This is a genomic window from Streptomyces sp. NPDC001890 (genome assembly GCF_042891445.1).
Lineage (GTDB): Bacteria > Actinomycetota > Actinomycetes > Streptomycetales > Streptomycetaceae > Streptomyces.
The window spans coordinates 1-20,855 of sequence record NZ_JBIATE010000029.1 but is presented as its reverse complement, the minus strand read 5'-3'; the positions used below and the strand labels follow the sequence as shown (position 1 = coordinate 20,855).

Genomic DNA, 20,855 nt, shown 5'->3' with positions numbered 1-20,855 from the left:
GCACACCGTACGACGCTCCCCGCCCCGCATCATGGAGGTATGCCCGAAGGAGACACCGTCCTGCAGACCGCCAAGCGTCTGCACACCGCACTCGCCGGCCGGATCCTCACCCGCTCCGACCTGCGCGTCCCCCGATTCGCCACCGCCGACCTCACCGGCCGGACGGTCCTGGACGTCATCTCGCGCGGCAAGCATCTCCTCACCCGCCTCGAAGGCGGCCTCACCCTGCACAGCCATCTCCGGATGGACGGCGCCTGGCGCGTCTACGCCCCGGGCGAACACTGGCGCGGTGGCCCCGCCCACCAGATCCGCGCGATCCTCGCCAACACGGAGCACACCGCGGTCGGCTACCGGCTGCCCGTCCTCGAACTGCTCCGCACCCGGGACGAGGCGAAGGCGGTCGGCCACCTCGGCCCCGATCTGCTGGGCCCGGACTGGGACCCCGAGACGGCCCTGCGCAATCTGCTCGCCGACCCCGGCCGCCCGCTCGGCGAAGCCCTGCTGGACCAGCGCAACCTGGCCGGAATCGGCAACATCTACAAGGCCGAGCTCTGCTTCCTGGCCCGCGCCACCCCCTGGCTCGCCGTCGGCGACCTCCCCGCCCCCACCGCCGCCCGCCTCGTCACCACGGCCAAGCAGCTCCTCGAAGCCAATCGCGACCGCCCGATGCGCACGACCACGACCGCGCGCACCCCACGCACCCCCGGCCCCGGCCTCGGCCCCGGCCCAAAGGAAAGGCTCTGGGTCTACGGCAGGACCGACCGCCCCTGTCTGCGCTGCGGCACCCCCATCCGCACCGCGGACCAGGACGCCCGCCCCGCCTACTGGTGTCCGCACTGCCAGTCGGGCCCCACCAGCTGAGGCACACACGACAGTTGACGCTCCGTCAGTTCCGGTCGTACCGTCCGGTCATGCCTCTCACCGCGTACGACCTCACGGGCCGATCCGCGTTCATCACCGGCGCGGCAGGCGGCATCGGCCGGGCCTGCGCCGTCCTGCTCGCGGCCGCGGGCGCCACGGTGCACTGCGCGGATCTCGACGAGAAGGGCCTGCTGGAAACCCGGGACCTGATCACCGAAGCGGGTGGCACATCCCACACCCAGGTCCTCGATGTCACCGACCGCAGTCAGGTCGGGGCCGCGGTGGCCGCAGCGGGCAACCTGGACATCCTGGCGGCCGTCGCCGGGATCATGCATTCGAGCAGCGTCCTGGAGACCTCGGACGAGGACCTCGACCGCGTCCTCGCGGTCAATTTCAAGGGTGTGCTGTACGCCTGCCAGGAGGTGGCCCGCGGCCTGATCGCGCGCGGCGCCCCCGGCTCACTGATCACCATGGCCTCCGGAGCGGTCGACTCCTCGGGCCCGGGACTGCTCTGCTACAGCGCGGCCAAGGCGGCGGTCGTCCAGCTCACGAAGACACTGGCGACCGAACTGGGGCCGCACGCGATCCGCGTCAACGCCGTCGCCCCGGGGTGGATCCGTACGCCCATGACCGCCCGCCACGACGCGGACCGGCAGCAACAGGTGGAGACGACGATGGCCCGGATCTCCCCGCTGGGACGGGTGGGCGAACCGGAGGACGTCGCGCACACCGTGCTCCATCTCGCTTCCGACGCGTCGGCCTTCATGACCGGCCAGATCCTCCGCCCGAACGGCGGCGTAGCCATGCCCTGGTGACCCGTCGGACCCGCTCCGCACCCCGCACCCCGGCGGCGAGCCAACGGCCCGCCCACCGCCCCCCGAGGGCCGTCCACCGGGCAGCACCCGCTTCTGCGCCCCCGCCGTCCGCCGCCACGCCCCTTCGACCCGCACCCGCCGATCCAGCGGTCGCGGCCGCATGCACGGGCAGCAGACTCAGACCCCATCCACCCGCCGCCACCGCACCCTCGACAAGTCCCGCATGGGCCGGTTCCAGCGCGAGCCGCAGCACGGCCCACCACCACACCCCGCCGAGAACGAGCGCCGGCACCCATCGCCGTACCATGGCTGCCTCCTCCGGCCGAACCTAGTGCGGCGCACTCACCCGGCGGGAGAGCGCATCGGCGCATCACCAGCGCGCGGCGTACAGCCGCAGACCGTTGCACGCTCTTGCCCAGAACTCCAGGGCGTGCTGCGCCGGATCGGGCCCGCCGCGGCTGGACACGCTCCGGCAGTGAACCGGAGCGCACGGCCCCGACGCACTGCGCACGACCCCGCGGTACTGCGCACGACCCGACACTCTGCGGGCGACCCCACCGCACCGGATCCCACCGGTCGGCGGCCCGCTCCTCGCAGTCTCGCCCGGCAGCGTCCGGACCGCATCCAGAACGAGGGGGCCTCGGCACCACTGAGCCCCCACTGTTTCGAGTGGGGGCTCGGCGGAAGCGGTCAGTGCTCGTCGCGGCCCAGCGAGTCCTTCATGCCCTTCGCGCGCTTCTCGGCGTCGCTCATGGCGTCCTTGGCCCGGCCCTTGGCCTGGTCCATCTTGCCTTCGGCCTCCTTGCGACGGTCGCCGGTCATCTTGCCCATGGCTTCCTTCGCCTTGCCCTTCATCTTGTCCTTGGCGCCTTCGTCAACCATTGCGACTCCTTCGGGTACGGGGATGATCTCTCTGGCCGTTCGGCTCCACCCACGATGACACAAACGAAACAAATCGGTCATTTGAGAGCCGCCTGAGCCGCCCACCCGGGCACGCCCCGAGCCATCCACACGACCTGAGCACACCCCGAGGTCACCCCAAGGCCGTCCCAAGCCCCCGAACACGCAGAAGCCCCGGTCGCCCCCTCCAGGGGGACAACCGGGGCTCCGCCACACACACCGCTCCACACCGGACCGCAAGGGTCAGGCGGCGACGACATCCACCGCTTCCGCGGGCGCCTTGATGGTCACCCGCCCCGTCGGCACACCTGCCACCGACGTCACGGAGACGGAGTTGAGCATGGGCCGGACCGGCACAGGCACCGGATCGCTGGCTGCTGCCGACTCGGCCAGTTCGGCCAGCGACAGCTCATCGCTCACTTCACGCATGAGCTCGGACATCCGTACGTCAAGCGCGTCGCAAATGGCGGAGAGCAGTTCGGAGGATGCCTCCTTCTGCCCCCGCTCCACCTCGGAGAGATAGCCGAGCGAGACTCGGGCGGACGAGGAGACTTCGCGCAGAGTACGGCCTTGGCGCTGGCGCTGCCGACGCAGCACGTCACCAAGCAGGCGACGGAGCAGAATCATCGGTGGCTCCCTCCTCGGACCGCGTAGCCGCATCCTTCACGCCCCACCGTACCGCCTCGCGCCGCGGCCGTGCGGGGAGCGATGTCGTGTTCACTCAGGGCTGCAAACATCAATTCCCCCCGTTCTGTTCCGTATCCTGTGCCCTTGCATTCTTGCCGAGTTCGGCGGAGAGCAAGTCGAGCACGCTCCGTACGCTCTCCTTACGGATGTCCGCCCGTCCGCCGTTCAACCTCAGCTCGGCCATATTCTGCACGCCTCCCGGCCCGGCCACCGCGACATAGACCGTCCCCACGGCCTTGCCGTCCTGCGGCTCGGGGCCCGCGACCCCCGTGGTGGCCATGCCCCAGTCCGCCCCGAGGACGCGGCGCACACCGGCTGCCATCTGCCGCGCCACCTCCGGGTCGACCGCACCGCGCTCCGTCAGCAGGACCCCGTCCACCCCCAGGACGTCCCGCTTCAGGGGCGTCGCGTACGCCGTCACGGACCCCCGGAAGGAGCGCGAGGCTCCCGGTACCGAGGTGAGCTCCGCCGCGACCAGACCGCCGGTCAGCGACTCCGCGACGGCAAGGGTCTCACCACGCTCCACGAGCAGCTCCAGCACCCTGGCCGCGGCAGTCACCGCTCGGCCTCCGCCGAATCACGGCTTCCCGCAACCTCCTGGACCGGCCCGGCCGCCGCGGCGGCCCGCTCGGCGGCGAGCCCCTTGCTGCGCAGCACCACGGCCTGGCGCACGTAGTCGAGCCCGGTGACCACCGTCAGTACGACGGCCACCGCCATCACCCAGAAGCGCAGGGTGGCCAGTGGACCGGTGAGCGCCAGGACGTACATCCCGACAGCCGTCCCCTGCGCCAGGGTCTTCATCTTCCCGCCACGGCTGGCCGGAATCACCGCATGCCGTATCACCCAGAAGCGCATCAGCGTGATGCCGAGCTCGCGGAAGAGGATCACGCCCGTGACCCACCAGGGCAGATCGCCGAGGTACGAGAGACAGACCAGCGCGGCGCCCATGATCGCCTTGTCCGCGATCGGGTCCGCGATCTTCCCGAAGTCGGTGACCAGGTTGTACGTGCGCGCCAGATGACCGTCGAACAGGTCGGTGATCATGGCGATGGCGAAGGCCGCCCAGGCGAACGAACGCCAGACCGGGTCGTACCCGCCGTTGTGCAGCAGCAGCAGCACGAAGCCGGGCACCAGCACCAGCCGCAGCATGGTGAGCAGATTGGCGATGTTCCACAGGCTGGCCTGATTGACGGCCGCAGTGCCCAGCTTGCCGCCGCGGACCGGCTTCGCGCCGGAGCCGCCTGCCGCGGATGCCGGGGCTCCCGTCATCTGGCCGCCTCCACGAATCCGGAACACTCGGCCACCAGATCCACTCCTTCGGTGCCCACGACCTTTGCCTCGACCATAAGGCCGGGTACGAGGCCGTCGCGTGTCGTGAAGAGCACCTGGCCGTCCGTTTCGGGTGCCTGGTGCGCCGCGCGGCCCACCGCACCGTCCTCGTCGTCCACGGACTCGACCAGCACCTGGAGCGACTCGCCCAGGCGCTCCTCGGCACGCTGCGAGGTCAGCTCCTCGGCCAGCTGCGAGATGTGCGCGAGCCGCTCGGCGATGACGTCGGCGTCCAGCTTGTTCTCGTAGCCGACGGCCTCGGTGCCTTCTTCGTCGGAGTAGCCGAAGACGCCGATGGCGTCGAGCCGGGCACCGGTGAGGAAGCGTTCCAGCTCCGCCAGGTCGGCCTCGGTCTCGCCCGGGAAGCCCACGATGAAGTTGGAGCGGGCACCGGCCTGCGGCGCCTTGCTCCGGATGGTGTCCAGCAGCTCCAGGAACCGGTCGGTGTCGCCGAAACGGCGCATCGCCCGCAGCACACCGGGGGCCGAGTGCTGGAAGGACAGATCGAAGTAGGGCGCGACCTTCGGCGTCGAGGTCAGCACGTCGATCAGGCCGGGCCGCATCTCGGCCGGCTGGAGGTAGCTGACCCGGATCCGCTCGATGCCCTCGACGTCCGCGAGCTCCGGCAGCAGCGTCTCCAGCAGCCGGATGTCGCCGAGGTCCTTGCCGTACGAGGTGTTGTTCTCGGAGACGAGCATGACCTCCTTGACACCCTGCTCGGCCAGCCAGCGGGTCTCCTGCAGCACGTCCGAGGGGCGCCGCGAGATGAAGGAACCGCGGAAGGACGGAATGGCGCAGAAGGAGCAGCGGCGGTCGCAGCCGGAGGCGAGCTTCACCGAGGCGACGGGGCTGGTGCCCAGCCGTCGGCGCAGGGGCGCCCGCGGCCCGGAGACCGGGGCGACGCCGTCGGGGAGGTCCTCGGGGGCGGGGGCCGGTGCGGCCTCCTGGGCGTGACCGGGCAGGGCCACGGCCGCGTCCTGCCGCTCGGCCGGGCTGATCGGCAGCAGCTTGCGGCGGTCGCGCGGGGTGTGCGAGGCGTGGATGCCGCCGTTGAGGATGGTCTGGAGGCGGTCGGAGATGTCGGCGTAGTCGTCGAAGCCGAGGACGCCGTCCGCCTCGGGCAGGGCCTCGGCGAGGTCCTTGCCGTAGCGCTCGGCCATGCAGCCGACGGCGACCACGGCCTGGGTCCTGCCGTGGTCCTTCAGATCATTGGCTTCGAGCAGGGCATCGACGGAGTCCTTCTTGGCGGCTTCGACGAATCCACAGGTGTTGACTACGGCGACATCCGCGTCGGAGGCGTCCTGGACGAGCTCCCAGCCGTCCGCTGCCAAGCGGCCTGCGAGCTCCTCCGAGTCCACCTCGTTACGGGCGCAGCCAAGAGTGACAAGGGCGACGGTACGGCGTTCGGGCATGGGCTCAAGACTACTTTGTCCGTGCACTCGCCCTGCCGCGCAGGGTTCCACCGTTACACCGAGTAACAAATGCGGCGAGCGCCCGGCCTGGTTGCCGGGCGCTCGCCGTGTCGTCGATGCCGCCTGAGGAACTGTGCGTACCGGGGTCAGCCGACCGCCGGGTCGCCCTTGGTGTACGAGAGACGCTCGACCTGGCCGGGCTGGAACTGGTCCTCGACCTTCTTGCCGTTGACGAAGAGCTCGATCGAGCCCGCGTCACCGAGGACGAGGTCGACCCGTTCCTCGTCCTGGAAGGTCTTGGTCTGGCCCTGGAGCAGCAGACCGTCGAAGAGCAGCCGCCCGTTGTGGTCCTTGGCGGAGATCCAGCTCTTGCCCTGGTTGGCGTTGAGCCGGACGGTCACCTTGTCCCTGGGGGCCGCGGCGATGGCGCTGTCCGAAGGCGCCGGCTTGGGGTCGACGGGCTTGTCGGTCTTCGGTGCGGAGGTCTTCTTGTGGGGTGCGGGACCCTCCGCGACCTGGGTGGCCGCGGGACTGTCGTCGCCGCCCTTGAGGAAGGTGAAGCCGACGAAACCGACGACAGCGACGATCGCCGCGACCATGGCCGCCGTCCAGTTGGGCCGACGAGGTTCGGAACGGATCCTCTCGGCCTCGAACAGCGGCGCCGCGGGAGTGGGTGCGGGACGGCCGCCGTGTTCCGCGTCGTACTGCGAAACCAGCGGTTCCGGATCGAGTTCGACGGCACGCGCGAGCGTACGGATATGGCCGCGCGCGTACACGTCGCCGCCACAGCGGGAGAAGTCGTCCTCCTCGATCGCGTGCACGATGGGGATGCGCACCCGGGTGGACGAGCTGACCTCTTCGACCGTGAGGCCTGCGGCGATACGAGCCTGCTGGAGCACTCGACCGATCGAAGGCCGGTCGTCTTCGGGGGAGTTGCCGATGGACACGGGGGCGCCTTTCGAGCGTGAGCCACCTGCTGGGTGTTCAGTCTAGGGGGGGTACGAAAGGGTGGGGCAACCGGGAGGAAGGACTTTGTCCTCCATCGGACTCGAATCACTGTCCGATTTTCCGGACCGCCCCGGGAAGGACAATTCTGCCGCCCCTCCCTCCAAGTTGACGTACGACCCGACGAAACGGTTGCCCGTAACACCCTTACGAACCGGTTTCCCCGCGGATCAGGGCCAACACCCCGTCCAGCTCGTCGGGCTTCACCATGACATCGCGCGCCTTCGACCCCTCGCTGGGTCCGACGATGTTCCTCGACTCCATCAGGTCCATCAGCCGGCCCGCCTTCGCGAAGCCGACCCGCAGCTTGCGCTGCAGCATCGAGGTGGACCCGAACTGCGTGGAGACGACCAGTTCGGCGGCCTGGCAGAGCAGGTCCAGGTCGTCGCCGATGTCCTCGTCGATCTCCTTCTTCTTCGCGCCACCGACCACCACGTCCTCGCGGAAGACCGGCGCCATCTGGTCCTTGCAGTGCTGGACGACGGCTGCGACCTCGTCCTCGGTGACGAAGGCGCCCTGCATGCGGGTCGGCTTGTTCGCACCCATCGGCAGGAACAGACCGTCACCCTTTCCGATGAGCTTCTCGGCTCCAGGCTGGTCGAGGATGACCCGGCTGTCGGCCAGCGACGAAGTCGCGAAGGCGAGCCGGGAAGGCACGTTCGCCTTGATCAGACCGGTGACGACGTCGACCGAGGGCCGCTGGGTCGCGAGCACCAGGTGGATACCGGCGGCGCGGGCCAGCTGGGTGATCCGGACGATGGCGTCCTCCACGTCGCGCGGAGCGACCATCATCAGGTCGGCGAGCTCGTCGACGATCACCAGCAGATACGGGTAGGGCGAGAGCTCGCGCTCACTGCCCTCCGGCGGCTTGACCTTGCCGTTGCGGACGGCCTGGTTGAAGTCGTCGATGTGCCGGTAGCCGAACGCCGCGAGGTCGTCGTAGCGCAGGTCCATCTCCCGCACGACCCACTGAAGCGCCTCGGCGGCACGCTTCGGGTTGGTGATGATCGGCGTGATCAGGTGCGGGATGCCCTCGTACGCCGTCAGCTCGACGCGCTTGGGGTCGACCAGCACCATGCGGACGTCGTCCGGGGTCGCCCGCACCATGACCGAGGTGATCAGACAGTTGATGCACGACGACTTGCCGGAGCCGGTCGCACCGGCCACCAGCACGTGCGGCATCTTCGCCAGGTTGGCCATCACATAGCCGCCCTCGACGTCCTTGCCGAGCGCGACCAGCATCGGGTGGTCGTCCTCGGCGGCGTCCGCGAGGCGCAGTACGTCGCCGAGGTTGACCATCTCCCGGTCGGTGTTGGGGATCTCGATGCCGACCGCCGACTTGCCCGGGATCGGGGAGATGATCCGGACGTCGGGGCTGGCGACGGCATAGGCGATGTTCTTGGCGAGCGCGGTGATCCGCTCGACCTTCACCGCCGGGCCGAGCTCCACCTCGTACCGCGTGACCGTCGGCCCGCGGGTGAAGCCGGTGACGGCGGCGTCGACCTTGAACTCGGTGAAGACGTTGGTCAGCGCGGCGACGATCGCGTCGTTGGCGGCGCTGCGGGTCTTGCCGGGGCCGCCGCGCTCCAGCAGGTCGAGCGAGGGCAGCGAATAGGTGATGTCGCCGGAGAGCTGGAGCTGTTCGGCGCGGGCCGGCAGCGGCTGGGACTGCGAGTCGGGCACCGGCTTCGTCAGATCGGGTACGCCGCCCGTGGGAGCCGGCGGCTTCCCTCCTCCGGAGGAGGGTTCGCCCTCCCTGGCGCCCGGCACCGGTGTGCCCTGGCGTTCGCGCTCGACGGAGACGCCCTGGGTGAGGTCGGCGACGATCGGCGAGGGCGGCATGCCGTTGAGCACCGCCCCGTCGAGGGCCGCGGCCGCGGCGGCCGCCACGTCCACCGCGTCCATGGTGCGGTTCAGCGCGGGCTGCACGGAGGGCCTGCGCGGCCGGCGGCGCGTGGAGAGCGCTTCCGCCTCGGCCTGCTCGGGGTCGTACTCGGCGGGGGCTTCGGAGCGGCGTGCCGGGGAGCGGCGGGAGCGGGCGGGAAGCTGCTCGCGCCACTGCTCCTCGTAGCGCTCGTCGTCGTTCTCCTCGTCCGCCTCGGGGTCGTACTCCGGGTGGAGGAGGCCCAGCTTGGTGCCGAGCAGCCGGAGCCGCTGCGGAATGGCGTTCACCGGGGTGGCGGTGACGACCAGCAGCCCGAAGACGGTGAGCAGCAAGAGCAGCGGTACGGCGAGGACCTCGCCCATCGTGTAGATCAGCGGCTTGGAGGCGGCCCAGCCGATGAGCCCGCCCGCGTTCTGCATCGCCGTGGTGCCGTCCTCGCGGCCGGGCGACCCACAGGCGATGTGGACCTGTCCGAGCACCCCGATGACGAGGGCGGAGAGCCCGATGACGATGCGGCCGTTGGCCTCGGGCTTCTCCGGGTAGCGGATCAGCCGTACGGCGATGGCGCCGAGCAGTATCGGTACGAGCAGATCGAGCCGGCCGAAGGCCCCGGTGACGAGCATCTCCACGAGGTCGCCGACGGGCCCGCGCAGATTCGACCAGGTGCCTGCGGCGACGACCAGCGCGAGGCCGAGCAGCAGCAGCGCGACGCCGTCCTTGCGGTGTGCGGGGTCGAGTCCCTTGGCGCCGCGCCCTATGCCGCGGAAGGCGGCTCCGACGGTGTGGGCCGCGCCGAGCCAGACGGCGCGCGCCAGGCGGTACACACCACCGGTGGGCGACGGGGCGGGCTTGGGCGGGGCCGCCTTCTTCGCCGCCGCCTTCTTGGCGGGTGCCTTCTTGGCGGGCGCGCTCTTCTTGGCGGCGGTCTTCTTCGCGGGCGCGGCTTTCGGCGCGGCTTTCCTGGCCGGCCCCGCGGTGCCGCCGACGCGCTTCGCGGTGCCCGCCGTGCCCTGGGAACCCTTGCCGGACGTACGTGAGGCCATGGTGCCGAGGTTACCGTTGTCGGCGCCTGTGAACACGTGCGACTGCTGCTTCACCCGACCGTGTCGCTGTACGGGGGCCGCGAACTGACGCGGCCTCACTGCTGGACGCCCCGATTCCGCGCACCGACCGGTGGCCCGGAAGGGTCAGTTGGGCCTACGCCCGGACAACCGCCCGCCCCCGGACCGAAGTCACGCCGCCGGACCGCCGCGAACCCGGCCCTCCCCCGGCTCGGGGCGCGGCGGTTTCGGCATCACGAGGCAGCGGCGGACGAGGCGTTACGAGGTAAGGGTGGCCGGGCCGGTGCCGGTGCCGGGCTCCAGGGCGTCGAGCGCCCGGCGCAGCCCGGTCAGCTTGCGCTCCAGATGGGCGGCGGTGGCCACCGCCGCGGCGTCCGCCGACTCGTCGTCGAGCTGCTTGGAGAGCGCCTCCGCCTGCTCCTCGACGGCTGCCAGCCGCGCCGAGAGCTCGGCGAGCAGCCCGGCGGGCTCCTTCTCGTGGTCCGCGCCGCCCGCATCGCCTTCGAGCTGGAGCCGCAGCAGCGCCGCCTGCTCGCGCAGCTTGCAGTTCTTCATGTACAGCTCGACGAAGACCGAGACCTTGGCGCGGAGCACCCATGGGTCGAAGGGCTTCGAGATGTAGTCCACCGCGCCCGCCGCGTACCCCCTGAAGGTGTGATGCGGGCCGTGGTTGATCGCGGTGAGAAAAATGATCGGGATGTCCCGGGTCCGTTCCCGCCGCTTGATGTGCGCGGCGGTTTCGAAACCGTCCATGCCCGGCATCTGGACGTCCAGCAGAATGACCGCGAAGTCATCCGTGAGCAGCGCTTTGAGCGCTTCCTCCCCTGACGATGCCCGCACCAGTGTCTGATCGAGCGCAGAGAGGATGGCCTCCAGCGCCAGCAGATTCTCCGGCCGGTCATCGACCAGGAGGATCTTGGCCTTCTGCACCATGGCCCGTCCTCCTCGCCCCGGAATTGCACCGGGCGCCGCCCCAGGGGACGACTCCCTTACGCCGTCCGTCCTTGTGCCGGTCATGGTAGCCGCACCCCGCCCGTCGCCACACCCTGTCACCGCGATGTCACTGTGCACACAGCAGAAACGCGGTGGGGGACGAGAAGGTTCCCCGTATACCGCCCTCTCACACCCCTCCGAGCACAGTCGATCAACAACTCGTCCGGATTCCCTCGTTCAATGATCACTCTCCGCGCATCCACTGCTCCATTACGGAAAGGAGATGATCAGGATCGACAGGCTTGGTGACATAGTCGGAAGCGCCGGATTCGATCGCCTTCTCCCGGTCGCCCTTCATCGCCTTCGCGGTCAACGCGACGATCGGCAGCCCGGCGAACTGCGGCATCCGCCGGATCGCCGCCGTCGTGGCATAGCCGTCCATCTCCGGCATCATGATGTCCATCAGTACGACCGTCACATCATCGTGCTGTTCCAGGACTTCGATGCCGACACGTCCGTTCTCCGCGTACAGCACCGACAGCCCGTGCTGCTCCAGCACGCTGGTGAGCGCGAAGACGTTACGGATGTCGTCGTCGACGATGAGTACCTTCTCACCACGGAACCGGAACGTCCTGCGGACCTCGGGTTCCTCCTGCCCGGCGAGCGTCCACGGCTCCTGCGGAGCGGCCGGCGCGGCGCTCCGGGGCGGCAGCGCGAGCCGCCGCTCCGTGCCCCCCAGGCTCTTGCGGCGACGCCGCATCAAACCGGCCGCGCCGCCCGGATCCGGTGCCTCGGCCGCCGGCCCGGCCCCCGGACCGGCCTCCGGCAGCAGCCCTTCCTCGACCGCCGCACCGTGCCCCTCGATGGGACCGGGCCCGATCTGCGGGTACCCCTGCGGCGGCAACTCGCTCGGGTGCAGCGGCAGATACAGCGTGAAGGTCGAGCCACGGCCCGGCTCACTGGCCGCGTGGATCTCCCCGCCCAGCAGCCGGGCGATCTCCCGGCTGATGGACAGCCCGAGTCCCGTGCCGCCGTACTTGCGACTGGTCGTACCGTCCGCCTGCTTGAACGCCTCGAAGATCACCAGCATCTTGCTGGCGGCGATCCCGATACCGGTGTCGGTGACCGAGAACGCGATCAGGTCGGCGTCCGCGTCACGCAGCGAGCCGGCCTCCAGGAGCTGCTCCCGGATGGCGTTCGGCACGTCCTGGTTGGCGTGCCGGATCACCAGCTCGACCGCCCCGCTGTCGGTGAACTTCACCGCGTTGGAGAGGAGATTGCGCAGCACCTGCAGGAGCCGCTGCTCGTCCGTGTGCAGGGTCGCGGGCAGTTCCGGCGAAACCCGTACGGAGAAGTCGAGCCCCTTCTCCGCGGTGAGCGGGCGGAACGTCGCCTCCACGTAGTCCACCAGCTGAACCAGTGCGATCCGGGTCGGGCTGACGTCCATCTTGCCCGCCTCGACCTTCGTCAGATCGAGAATGTCATTGATCAGCTGGAGCAGATCGGATCCGGCCCCGTGGATCGTCTCGGCGAATTCCACCTGCTTCGGCGAGAGATTGCCCTCGGCATTGTCCGCGAGCAGCTTGGCCAGAATGAGCAGCGAGTTGAGCGGTGTACGCAGCTCGTGCGACATGTTCGCCAGGAATTCGGACTTGTAACGCATCGAGACCGCGAGCTGCTCGGCGCGTTCCTCCAGGACCTGCCGGGCCTCTTCGATCTCGGTGTTCTTGACCTCGATGTCGCGGTTCTGCTGGGCCAGCAGTTCGGCCTTCTCCTCCAGTTCCGCGTTGGAGGCCTGCAACGCCTTCTGCCGGTTCTCCAACTCCTGTGAACGGTCCCGCAATTGCTCGGCCAGCTCCTGCGACTGTTCGAGCAGCTTCTCGGTCTTCGTATTGACGCTGATGGTGTTGACGCTCGTCGCGATCATTTCGGCGAGCTGGTTGAGGAAGTCCCGCTGGATGTGGGTGAACGGCTGGAACGACGCCAGTTCGATCACGCCGAGGACCTTCCCCTCGAAAAGCACCGGAAGCACGATCACATGCGCGGGAGGTGCCTCGCCCAGCCCGGAGGAGATCTTCAGATAGCCCGGCGGAACGTTGTCCACCTGGATGGTCCGCTTCTCCTCGGCCGCCGTGCCGATGAGCGTCTCGCCCGGCCGGAAGGACGTCGGCATCGAACCGGCCGAGTAGCCGTAGCTGCCCCTCATGCAGAGTTCGTACGAGTTGTCCTTGTCGCTGTCCGAGCCCACCGCGGCGGTGTCCCCGGTCGGCATGGCCAGGAAGAACGCACCGTGCTGCGCGGAGACGACCGGGGTCAGCTCGCTCATGATCAGCGAGGCCACGTCGTCCAGATCGCGACGCCCCTGCATCAGACCGGAGATCCGGGCGAGGTTGCCCTTGAGCCAGTCCTGTTCCTTGTTGGTCGCCGTGGTGTCGCGCAGGTTGGCGATCATCGTGTTGATGTTGTCCTGCAGGGCCTGGATCTCGCCGGCCGCGTCCACGTCGATCTTCAGATTCAGATCGCCGCGGGTCACCGCGGTGGCGACGGCCGCGATGGCCCGCACCTGACGGGTGAGGTTGCCGGCCATCTCGTTCACCGACTCGGTGAGGTCGCGCCAGGTGCCGTCGACGTCCCGGACCCGGGCCTGACCGCCCAGCTGCCCCTCGGTACCCACCTCCCGGGCCACCCGGGTCACCTGCTCGGCGAACGAGGACAGCTGGTCGACCATCGTGTTGATCGTGTTCTTCAGCTGCTGGATCTCACCGCGCGCGTCGATGTCGATCTTCTTGGTGAGGTCGCCCTTGGCGATGGCGGTGGTGACCGCCGCGATCTGGCGCACCTGACCGGTCAGGTTGGACGCCATCGAGTTCACCGACTCGGTGAGGTCCTTCCACGTCCCCGAGACGCCCGGCACCCGTGCCTGGCCGCCGAGTTCGCCCTCCGTGCCCACCTCGCGGGCGACCCGCGTCACCTCGTCGGCGAACGAGGACAGCGTCGTCACCATCGTGTTGACGGTGTCCGCGAGCTCGGCGACCTCGCCGCGCGCCTCGACGGTGACCTTCTTCCTCAGGTCGCCGTTGGCGACCGCCGAGGAGACCCGGGAGATGTTCCGCACCTGACTCGTCAGGTTGTTGGCCATCAGGTTGACGTTGTCGCTGAGGTCCTTCCAGATGCCGGTGGCGCCCGGCACCCGGGCCTGGCCGCCGAGGATGCCCTCGGTGCCCACCTCGCGGGCCACCCGCGTCACCTCGTCGGCGAAGTTGAGCAGCTGGTCGACCATGGTGTTGACGGTCGTGACCAGTTCGAGGATCTCGCCCTTGGCGTCGACGGTGATCTTCTTGGAGAGATCGCCGTTGGCGACTGCGGTGGTGACCTCGGCGATGTTGCGGACCTGCAGGGTCAGGTTGTTCGCCATGCCGTTGACGGACTGGGTGAGGTCCTTCCACGTACCGGACACCCCCTGCACCTCGGCCTGGCCGCCGAGGATGCCCTCCGTACCCACCTCGCGGGCGACCCTGGTCACCTGCTCGGCGAAGTTCGAGAGCTGGTCGACCATCGTGTTGATGGTGTTCTTCAGCTCCAGGATCTCGCCCCGCGCGTCCACGTCGATCTTCTGCGACAGGTCACCGCGCGCCACCGCCGTGGCGACCTGCGCGATGTTACGGACCTGAGCGGTGAGGTTGCCCGCCATGCCGTTCACCGAGTCGGTCAGATCACGCCACACACCAGCCACGCCCGGCACCTGCGCCTGACCGCCGAGCCGTCCGTCGGTGCCGACCTCGCGGGCGACCCTGGTCACCTGATCCGCGAAGGCGGAGAGCTGGTCGACCATCGTGTTGATGGTGTTCTTCAGCTCCAGGATCTCGCCCCGGGCATCCACGTCGATCTTCTGCGACAGGTCACCGCGCGCCACCGCCGTGGTCACCTGGGCGATCTGGCGGACCTGCGAAGTCAGGTTCCCGGCCATGAAGTTGACGGAGTCGGTGAGCTCCTTCCAGGTACCGGAGACGCCGTCCACCCGGGCCTGGCCGCCGAGGCGGCCCTCCGTGCCCACGTCCCGCGCCATCCGCGTCACCTGGTCGGCGAAGTTCGAGAGCTGCGCCACCATCGTGTTGACGGTGTTCTTCAACTCCAGCATCTCGCCCGCGACATCCACGGTGACCTTCTGCGTCAGGTCGCCGTTGGCCACCGCGGTCGTCACCTGAGCGATGTCCCGCACCTGCCCGGTGAGGTTGCGGAACGCCGCGTTCACCGAGTCGGTGAGGTCCTTCCACGTCCCCGCAGCCCCCGGCACCTCGGCCTGACCGCCGAGGCGGCCCTCCACACCGACCTCCCGGGCCACCCGGGTCACTTCCGAACCGAAGGCCTGGAGCTGGTCCACCATCGTGTTGACGGTGTTCTTCAGCTCCAGCATCTCGCCGGCCACGTCCACGGTGACCTTCTGCGTCATGTCACCGTTGGCCACCGCCTTGGTCACCTGCGCGATGTCCCGCACCTGGGTCGTCAGGTTCCGGAAGACCGTGTTCACCGAGTCGGTGAGGTCCTTCCACGTCCCCGCAGCCCCCGGCACCTTCGCCTGACCGCCGAGCAGACCCTCGCCACCGACCTCGCTGGCCACCCGGGTCACTTCGTCCGCGAAGAGGCGCAGCGTGTCGGTCATCTGGTTGATGGTCTCGGCCAGTTGCGCGACCTCGCCGCGCGCGCTCACCGTGACCTTCTGGGACAGGTCGCCGTTGGCGACCGCCGTCGTCACCTCGGCGATCCCGCGCACCTGGGAGGTGAGGTTCCCGGCCATCGTGTTGACGGAGTCGGTGAGGTCCTTCCACACACCCGCCACACCCGGCACGGTCGCCTGACCGCCGAGTTCGCCCTCCGTGCCCACCTCACGGGCGACCCTGGTCACCTCGGAGGAGAACGACGACAGCTGGTCGACCATCGTGTTGACGGTGTTCTTCAGCTGGAGCATCTCACCGGCCACATGGACGGTGACCTTCCGCGACAGATCCCCCTTGGCGACCGCCGTCGTCACCAGGGCGATGTCGCGCACCTGCGCGGTCAGCCGGTACGCCATGGTGTTCACGGAGTCCGTGAGGTCCTTCCAGGACCCGGACATCCCGCGCACCTGGGCCTGCCCGCCCAGCTTGCCCTCGGTACCCACCTCGACCGCGACCCGCGTCACCTGCTCGGTGAACGCCGACAGCTGGTCGACGAGGCTGTTGACCGTACGGGCGACCTTCAGGAACTCGCCGCGCAGCGGCCGTACCGTCTCGTCGGACGTGTGCGAACGCAGTTCCATCCGCTGTTCGAGATCACCGTCGGCCACCGCCGACAGCACCCGCCCGACCTCCGAGACGGGGCGGGCCAGATCGTCGACCAGTTCGTTGGAGGCGTCGATCGCGGCTGCCCAGGAGCCCTCGCAGGCGCCCGTCTCCAGCCGCTCGGTGAGCTTCCCCTCGCGTCCGACCACCCGCCGCACCCGGGCCAGCTCACCGGTGAGATGCAGATTGCGGTCGGCGACCTCGTTGAAGACCGCGGCGATCTCCGCCATCACATCGTCACCCGAGACGGTCAGACGCCTGCGGAAGTTCCCGTCGCGCATCGCCACGAGGCCCGCCAGCAGTCTGTTGAGCGCCGCCGCGTCGACGTCGATGGTTCCATTGCGCTGTTTCTTCACGGACTGTCCGCCTTTTGTGCGCGTGCTTCCGCCCCGCGCCGCCACGCCAGACTCCACCGTGTCCCTCCCGCAGGGGTTGACCGTATCGCTCGGGCCTTATCTGGGAGCTTGCCCAGTTCTTCTTGGCTCACCGCCACAGCCCACCGTCGACGGGTGACCATGGGGACGTCAAATCGTTGAAACGTACCAGGCCGGGCGCAGCCGGGGTGCCACGTCCCATGGTTGTCCCACATCCCTCCATCGAGAAGGCCACACTTGTCCGGTCACAGGTCGGTTCCTGGTCGCTCCTGTCCGAAGTCGCCCCTCGTGTACCCGGCACGCAGACCGAGCGTCTAGCCTGGCAGGCGAATCGAAGCGGCGAGAAACGGGCACAGGACTCGGGGAAGCGACGAGACACCACATGGGGAGTTCTGTGATCACCGCGCGCGCGGCCGCCACCTTCGACCCGGTCGGGCGCTCCGTCGCGACCGCCCGCGCCTTCGTCCGCGACACCCTCCAGGGGTGGGGCTACACGGACGTCGTCGACGACGCGGTCGTCCTGACCAGCGAGCTGGTGACCAACGCCGTGGTCCACGCGGGCACCGCCGCCGACGTCCTGTGCCTGCGCACGGAGGACGGCGTACGGATCGAGGTCTCCGACCACTACCCGGAACGCGAGGTCCCGCTCCAGAGCGCGGGCCCGGACTTCGGCAGCCCGGACCGCGAGAACGGCCGCGGACTGCTGCTCTGCGCGGCGCTCGCCACCCGGTGGGGCGTCGAGTACTCACCCACCCGCAAACATGTCTGGTTCCAGCTCGATCTTCCCGAACGCCCGGTGGGCATCCGCTCGGCGGGCCCGCTGCTCCCCGTGGGGCTGCTTCCCGTCGCCGACGAACGCGTCAGGGTGGCGGTCGTCCAGATCGACGGAACCGGCTCCATCGCGGCCTGGAACGAGGACGCCTCGTTCCTCTTCGGCCACACCACGGATCAGGTCACTGGGAAGCAGCTCACCGACATCACCGCCTGGCCCCAGACCCCCGGCACCAACACCGGCATCGTCGACGCGCTCCAGCTCTCGCGCTGGGAGGGCAGCTACGGAATCCGCGGCGCCGACGGCCGGACCATCCCCGTCTACGCCTCCCATCTGCGGGTCCGCGACACCCACGGCGAGCCCTCGACCGTCTGCCTCCTCGTCCGCGACTACGAACGCGCGGTGCTCCAGTCGCCGGCCCGCACACCGGTCTCCGACACCAGCAGCGAGAGCGGCAAGACCGACCCGTTCGAGATCTTCATCGGCTCCCCCGCCCCCGACGACCTCGACGGCCTGCTCCAGCGCACGGTCGAGCGGGCCCGCGACATGCTCGACGCCGACGCGGCGTTCCTGCTGCTGGCGACGGACGACGAGACGGAACTGGAGGTACGGGCCACCACCGGCCTGCCCTCCGCCCGCCAGCGCTTCGCCCGCGTCCCGGTGGAGGCCGGAACCGGACGGTACGGATCCGCCCGGATGCCCGCCGTCCACGAGGACCTCGACAACGTCCCGGGCGCCGTCCCGCTGCTGGGCGGCACCGGGATGCGTTCCGTCGTCACCGTCCCGCTGAAGGTCGAAGGGCGGCTCACGGGTTCCCTGGGTGTCGCCGCCGAAGCGGCCGGGCGCTACTCGAACGAGGAGGCCCTGCGCCTTCAGTTCGCCGCGGACCGGATCGCGCTCGCGGTCGAATCGGCCCGCCTGGGCGAGCTGGAACGCCTCCGCCGCGGTTCTCTCTCCTTCCTCGTCGAGGCCTCCGACCTGCTCGCCGGCACGCTCGACCGGGACCAGACCCTGGCTCTGATGGCCCAGATGACGGTCCCGACCCTGGCCACCTGGTGCGCCGTGTACACGATCGCCGACCAGTCCTCCGAGCCGTACCTCTCGTACGTCCTGCACGAGGACGAGGAGCGCATCGACGGCCTCAAGGCGCTGCTCTCCAAGATCGCACCGCCGGACCCGGTACCCACCCCCGGCGCCCGGGTCTGGGCCGCCCCCTCCGAGGCCGCCCACCAGGCGGCCCTGCGCAGCTCGATGCGGACGCTCGGCCTCGGCGAGACCGGCCGGCTCGGCGAACCGGGCAGACTCGGCCCCGGCATCCGTACGACCCTCGCCACCGCGGCCGCCGTGGGTGGGGAGACGGTGGTCCTGCCGCTCGTGGCCCGGAACCGCGTCATCGGCATGCTCACGCTCGGGAAGCCCTCCGACGACCACTTCCGCCAGGAGATCCTGGAGCTGGCCGAGGACCTCTCCCGCCGCGCCGCCCTGGCCCTCGACAACGCGCGCCTCTACTCGGAGCGCATGGCGATCAGCCAGTCCTTGCAGCGCAGCCTCCTGCCTCCGGGGCTGCCCGAGGTACCCAACGTCGAGATCGAGGTCATCTACCGCGCGGCCGGCGAGGGCAACGAGGTCGGCGGCGACTTCTACGACGTCTTCCCGATCCGCGACGGCGCCTACGGCTTCGCCATCGGCGACGTATGCGGTACGGGCCCGGAGGCCGCCGCGGTCACGGGCCTCGCCCGCCACGCCCTGCGCCTCCTCGCCCGCGAGGGCTTCGGCGGCCCCGCCGTTCTGGAGCGGCTCAACGCAGCCATCCTGGACGAGGGCGCCCGCAGCCGCTTCCTCACCCTCCTGTACGGCGAGCTGTGGCCCCAGGAGGACGGCAGCGCCCTCCTGAAGGTGGTCTGCGCGGGGCACCCGCTGCCGCTGCGCCTGCGTCAGGACGGATCGGTCGAAGCAGCGGCCGAGCCCCAGCCCCTGCTGGGCGTCATCGAGGACCTCGAACTGTACGAGCAGACGGTCACCCTCGCCCCGGGCGATGTCCTGCTGTGCGTCACCGACGGCGTCACGGAACGCCGGGAGGGCACCAGGATGCTCGGCGACGACGGTCTGGCGGACGTCCTGGCGACCTGCACCGGCCTCACCGCGGGAGCGGTGGCGGCTCGCATCCTGCGAGCCGTGGAACGCTTCGCCGCCGAGCCGGCCTCGGACGACATGGCCATCCTCGCCATGCGCGTCCCGGAGCCCCCCACTGCCTAAGGGCTGTCCCGTAGTACGCCGACGCCCTGGCGGCCTGCGGCCGAGCACCTGCCATTCTCATCTGCCATGGATGACGACTGGTATCTGCAAGCAAGCAGTGGGGCACGGTTCGACTGGGGGCCCACGGGTGCCGAACGGCTCTCGTCGGCGGTCGCGTGTCTGGTGGTGATCGACGTGCTGTCGTTCACCACCTCGGTGACGGTGGCCGTGGAGTCCGGTACCCGGGTCCTCCCGTATGCCTGGCGTGACGCGTCGGCATCGGCCTTCGCCGAACGTATGGGCGCGCAACTGGCCGTCGGGCGACGCATGGCCACCTCGGCATCCCCTTGGTCGTTGTCGCCGGCTGCGCTGAGAGAAGCGCCTTTCACCCCACGTCTGGTCCTGCCTTCCCCCAACGGCTCGGTGATCTCCGCCGCGGCCGGTGGGTCGGTGGTCGTTGCGGGCTGCCTGCGCAATGCGACGGCGGTGGGCCGTTGGCTCGCCCGCCACGGCTACGGAACACTCGCCCGCCCGGTTGCCGTGATCGCCTCGGGCGAGCGATGGCCGGACGGCAGCCTGCGCCCCGCGCTGGAGGACCTGCTCGGCGCCGGAGCCGTTCTCTCGGCGCTCAGGAAGCAGCGCGGCGGGCCCCTGTCGCCCGAGGCGGCCACAGCGGCCGCGTGCTTCGAAGCGGTGCCGGATGTCATTGCCGCGGTGACCGCCGGCGCATCCGGGCAGGAGCTCATCTCAGGGGGCTTCCCCGACGACGTACGTATCGCAACGGAGTTGGACGTCTCCGATGTCGTACCGGTCCTCACCGACGGGGCGTTCACGGCAGCCGGCTGAGGGACAGCCCTCAGCTTACGCACCAACAGGAAAGGCCCCCGCCAACTGGCGAGGGCCTTTCCTGTTCTTCGGAGCCCCAATGCGGAATCGAACCGCAGACCTTCTCCTTACCATGGAGACGCTCTACCGACTGAGCTATTGGGGCGTGCTGCGCTGTGCAACGAGATAAAGCATACCCCGAACTCGGGGATGCTCAAAACCACTGGTCGCAGACCACTCTGACGGGCTCTCACCGCACCCCGTACCGCACTCCCACCCGCACTCCCGCGGCGATGGCAGGAACTGACGGGACGGAAGCCGGGCCGACCGCGCGCGCCCGCCATCGAGAAGGCCGTAGAACGCAGAAAAGCCCCGTGTCCACAAGGACACGGGGCTTTCCCGTAAAAGGAGTTCGGCGGCGTCCTACTCTCCCACAGGGTCCC

At 69.7% G+C, this 20,855-nt stretch carries 13 protein-coding genes and 1 tRNA gene; 4 read left to right on the top strand and 10 right to left on the bottom strand.

The annotated features are described in order from the left end of the window. Positions 1–39: 39 nt before the first annotated feature. Positions 40–861: a DNA-formamidopyrimidine glycosylase family protein gene (locus ACFYY1_RS36790; protein WP_388593451.1), complete on the top strand. Its 822-nt coding sequence runs from the start codon at positions 40–42 to the stop codon at positions 859–861. Positions 862–911: 50 nt separating this feature from the next. Next, positions 912–1,676: an SDR family NAD(P)-dependent oxidoreductase gene (locus tag ACFYY1_RS36785; RefSeq protein ID WP_388593449.1), complete on the top strand. Its 765-nt coding sequence runs from the start codon at positions 912–914 to the stop codon at positions 1,674–1,676. A 690-nt stretch (positions 1,677–2,366) separates the two neighbouring features. On the opposite strand, the gene ACFYY1_RS36780 is transcribed toward ACFYY1_RS36785, so the two are convergent. The 9 genes from ACFYY1_RS36780 to ACFYY1_RS36740 all read right to left on the bottom strand — a co-directional run bounded on the left by ACFYY1_RS36780 (position 2,367) and on the right by ACFYY1_RS36740 (position 16,562). Next, a complete protein-coding gene (locus ACFYY1_RS36780) occupies positions 2,367–2,558 on the bottom strand; it encodes a CsbD family protein (RefSeq protein WP_388593447.1) in 192 nt (63 codons plus the stop codon). 261 nt (positions 2,559–2,819) lie between these two features. After that, a complete protein-coding gene (locus ACFYY1_RS36775) occupies positions 2,820–3,203 on the bottom strand; it encodes a helix-turn-helix domain-containing protein (RefSeq protein ID WP_018105285.1) in 384 nt (127 codons plus the stop codon). A 109-nt stretch (positions 3,204–3,312) separates the two neighbouring features. Further along, positions 3,313–3,822 carry a CinA family protein gene (locus ACFYY1_RS36770; RefSeq protein WP_388593444.1) on the bottom strand — a complete coding sequence of 170 codons (510 nt, stop codon included), beginning with the start codon at positions 3,820–3,822 and terminating at the stop codon, positions 3,313–3,315. Then, the gene (pgsA, locus tag ACFYY1_RS36765; protein WP_388593442.1) at positions 3,819–4,532 is read right to left on the bottom strand and encodes a CDP-diacylglycerol--glycerol-3-phosphate 3-phosphatidyltransferase; all 714 of its coding nucleotides are present in this window, start codon (positions 4,530–4,532) and stop codon (positions 3,819–3,821) included. Before pgsA ends, ACFYY1_RS36770 begins: the two co-directional genes overlap by 4 nt. Then, positions 4,529–6,004: a 30S ribosomal protein S12 methylthiotransferase RimO gene (gene rimO / locus ACFYY1_RS36760; RefSeq protein WP_388593439.1), complete on the bottom strand. Its 1,476-nt coding sequence runs from the start codon at positions 6,002–6,004 to the stop codon at positions 4,529–4,531. The genes pgsA and rimO overlap by 4 nt, the downstream gene beginning before the upstream one ends. A 146-nt stretch (positions 6,005–6,150) precedes the next feature. After that, positions 6,151–6,951 carry a helix-turn-helix domain-containing protein gene (locus ACFYY1_RS36755; RefSeq protein ID WP_388593437.1) on the bottom strand — a complete coding sequence of 267 codons (801 nt, stop codon included), beginning with the start codon at positions 6,949–6,951 and terminating at the stop codon, positions 6,151–6,153. Positions 6,952–7,156: 205 nt separating this feature from the next. Next, the gene (locus tag ACFYY1_RS36750; protein ID WP_388593435.1) at positions 7,157–9,937 is read right to left on the bottom strand and encodes a DNA translocase FtsK; all 2,781 of its coding nucleotides are present in this window, start codon (positions 9,935–9,937) and stop codon (positions 7,157–7,159) included. A 276-nt stretch (positions 9,938–10,213) separates the two neighbouring features. After that, the gene (locus ACFYY1_RS36745; RefSeq protein ID WP_388593432.1) at positions 10,214–10,888 is read right to left on the bottom strand and encodes a two-component system response regulator; all 675 of its coding nucleotides are present in this window, start codon (positions 10,886–10,888) and stop codon (positions 10,214–10,216) included. 244 nt (positions 10,889–11,132) lie between these two features. Then, positions 11,133–16,562 (bottom strand): HAMP domain-containing protein, encoded by a 5,430-nt coding sequence (locus ACFYY1_RS36740; RefSeq protein WP_388593430.1) that lies wholly within the window; start codon positions 16,560–16,562, stop codon positions 11,133–11,135. Between the two features lie 400 nt (positions 16,563–16,962). On the opposite strand from ACFYY1_RS36740, the gene ACFYY1_RS36735 reads away from it, so the two are divergent. Further along, entirely contained in the window at positions 16,963–19,608 is a 2,646-nt protein-coding gene (locus tag ACFYY1_RS36735) for a SpoIIE family protein phosphatase (RefSeq protein WP_388593428.1), read from the top strand. A 66-nt stretch (positions 19,609–19,674) separates the two neighbouring features. Beyond that, entirely contained in the window at positions 19,675–20,433 is a 759-nt protein-coding gene (locus ACFYY1_RS36730) for a 2-phosphosulfolactate phosphatase (protein ID WP_388593425.1), read from the top strand. Positions 20,434–20,505: 72 nt separating this feature from the next. On the opposite strand, the gene ACFYY1_RS36725 is transcribed toward ACFYY1_RS36730, so the two are convergent. Further along, positions 20,506–20,578: transfer RNA gene (locus ACFYY1_RS36725), tRNA-Thr, on the bottom strand. Positions 20,579–20,855 lie beyond the last annotated feature (277 nt).